This window comes from Streptococcus mitis SK597 (genome assembly GCF_000148545.1).
GTDB lineage: Bacteria > Bacillota > Bacilli > Lactobacillales > Streptococcaceae > Streptococcus > Streptococcus mitis_C.
On sequence record NZ_AEDV01000008.1, the window covers coordinates 1 to 2612 of the forward strand.

The 2612-nt window shown below is 34.7% G+C and carries 3 protein-coding genes and 1 pseudogene; 2 read left to right on the forward strand and 2 right to left on the reverse strand.

Annotated elements, in window-relative coordinates; translation table 11 throughout:
- Positions 1-26 precede the first annotated feature (26 nt).
- Positions 27-440: a nucleoside-diphosphate kinase gene (gene ndk, locus SMSK597_RS04210; protein ID WP_004237367.1), complete on the forward strand. Its 414-nt coding sequence runs from the start codon at positions 27-29 to the stop codon at positions 438-440.
- A gap of 224 nt (positions 441-664) precedes the next feature.
- Here the strand turns inward: ndk and cbpC are convergent, their stop codons facing one another.
- Both cbpC and SMSK597_RS13690 read right to left on the reverse strand, forming a co-directional pair.
- A complete protein-coding gene (gene cbpC / locus SMSK597_RS04215; protein ID WP_000698028.1) occupies positions 665-1624 on the reverse strand; it encodes a choline-binding protein CbpC in 960 nt (319 codons plus the stop codon).
- Positions 1625-1634: 10 nt separating this feature from the next.
- Positions 1635-1793: pseudogene (locus SMSK597_RS13690) on the reverse strand (PhrA family quorum-sensing system peptide); the annotation flags it as partial.
- Positions 1794-1982: 189 nt separating this feature from the next.
- Here SMSK597_RS13690 and SMSK597_RS0101955 point away from each other — a divergent pair.
- Positions 1983-2612, forward strand: a 630-nt coding sequence (locus tag SMSK597_RS0101955) for a helix-turn-helix domain-containing protein (RefSeq protein ID WP_001093614.1), incomplete at its 3' end; no start/stop codon positions are given.

Genomic DNA, 2612 nt, shown 5'->3' on the forward strand with positions numbered 1-2612 from the left:
GAAAGAAGCTGACAAAGGAGACAGGTATGGAACAAACATTTTTTATCATCAAACCAGACGGTGTAAAAAGAGGGCTAGTTGGTGAAGTGTTGAAACGCATCGAACAACGTGGATTTACAATCGAAAAATTGGAGTTGCGTACAAAGGTTTCAGAAGAGTTGATTGACCAGCACTATCAGGACTTGGTTGGTCAAAGTTTTTACCCACCGATTCGTGAATTTATGACTTCAGGCCCAGTCCTTGTGGGTGTCATTTCAGGTCCCAAAGTAATCGAAACTTGGCGGATCATGATGGGTGCAACTCGTCCAGAAGAAGCTTTACCAGGCACTATTCGAGGTGATTTTGCAAAAGCTGCTGGAGAAAATGAGGTTATCCAAAATGTTGTACATGGTTCAGATTCAGAAGAGTCAGCTAAGCGAGAAATTGCTCTTTGGTTTTAAGAGTTGATTGGCTCAATCAATTGGTTAAAAAGCTCATTTGAATAGAAAGTATAGTCACATAAAAAAGAAAGGACTAACTTCGTCCTTTCTCATTCTTAGCTTTTCTTCAACCCACTACAGTTAACAAAGAGCCTTAATTCTTAAAAATTGATAGAGTTGACAAATGGTAGAAAAAAGCCCTTTTTACTAAGTTAAGTATCAACTACAGTTACGATTAGCATTCGTTACTTAACCCACTCACCATTATAGTTTACGTAGTAACCATCTACTGAGGTATTAACAGCTAGAGCACCTGAACCATATGCATAGTACCATTTACCATTGACTTGGAACCAGCCTGTTTTCATATCTCCATTACTTGCATTTAGATAGTACCATATTGAACCATCTTTCACCCAACCTGTCTTCATATCACCGTTTTGAGCATCTAGATAATACCACGTTGAACCATCTTGATACCAGCTAGTCGCCATCACTCCTGATGAACGGAGATAGTACCACTTGTTACCAAGATATTGCCAACCAGTTTGCATGATTCCAGTTTTTGGATCCAAGTAGTACCATGGAGCAGGTTTGCTTCTATCAATGTCAATAGTAACATGAAAATCTTGAGTCCAACCCTTAGCAACTTCACCAATTGGTAGTGGATTGTAAGAATCATCGCCAAAATTTCCTAGCTTATTTAAATAATACCAATTGCCGTCTTCATAAATCCAGCCTGTCTTTACAGCATAATTATTATCAAAATAATAAGTTCTCTTTTCAGCAGATAGAGGATATTGTTCACCGTATACTTTTCCTGTATTTTCAGACGTTTTTGTCTCTAGTACTTGTTTATCGGTTTGTTCTAGCAAAGCACCATCTTGTCCAAAATAGTACCACTTCTCCTGAAGGCCAATTTCGAAGACTGGACGATTATCAAATAAATCATCACGATAACCTGTTCCAGGAATTTCTAAGTATTGCCATCCAACTACCATTTCTCCTTTATCACCAAAATAGTAAGTTTTACCGTCTATTTTATGCCAATAGATTGCTTTATGATCATCTTTTACATAATATTTTCTATTATCCTTATCAACAAATCGGCCACCTGTGGTATTCGCAAATACCGTATTTGTAGCTAGCAAACCAAAGAAAAATACTGTCAGTCCAACTTGCATAATTTTTTTCAAAATTTTCATCTATATACCCTCCAATATTAAATCCACTCACCAGATGAGGCGAAATTATAAACTTTACCATTTGTCTATTCTTCTGAACAAACTGTTGATAGGGAATTGTATTACCAAATGCAAGAACACTTAGTAATACAAATATAACTATTTTTTTAATTCCACGATTTCTCCTCATCTTATATTATGAACCTCCTTTCTTTCTGCTTAATTCTAACACACATATGAAAATCAGTCAAGCTTTTATGTATATTTTGACTTTTTTGGGGGTTTATTACCATAAAGAATTATTTATTCCTTTAACTTGCTATTTTGAACTAAAAATTTTATAATGAAATTAAGCAAATAGGAAGGTTTATTATCTTTAATGAATACACTCGCAGAGAAATTCAGATTGAAAAGAAAAGAGTTGAGACTCTCCCAACAAATTCTTGCAGAAGGAATTTGTGAACAAAGCCAGATTAGTAAAATTGAGAGAGGGCATTTCATTCCCTCCGCAGACCTTTTGTTCAAACTTTCACAACGACTTGAAGTACCATTAGATTATTTTTTTAATGAACAAATTGAAATTAAATCTAACCTCTCTAATTTCAAGCAATTATCTGCTCAACTATTAGATGACAGAAATTATGACGATTTGGAATATATTTATAGAATAGAGATTGAACGAAGTACTTTTCTAACACTAGAAGACCGAACTTACCTTGAGTGGATTAAAGCTATTATTGACTTCTATCAATATGACAGTAAGCGTGAGGCTATTTCTTCATTGGAAAATATATTATTAAAAGTCTCCTCAAATACTCTGATTTATTTAAAGGTATTGAATACTCTATCTAATTTCTATTCCTTAGTGGGTCGTGAACAAGAATATGAGGCAAACTACTCTCATTTGATGGAGTTATATCAGACAAAAAATTTTGAGCATCAAGAGTTTTTATTTGGCTACATCAGAGTTCGTTACAACTATGCTCACTACCTAGTGTCAAAGAAAAAA

What these genes read in the sequence shown, in the direction of transcription:
- cbpC (WP_000698028.1), bottom strand. Translation starts at nt 1,624, where the DNA reads ATGAAAATTTTGAAAAAAATTATGCAAGTTGGACTGACAGTATTTTTC.
- ndk (WP_004237367.1), top strand. Translation starts at nt 27, where the DNA reads ATGGAACAAACATTTTTTATCATCAAACCAGACGGTGTAAAAAGAGGG.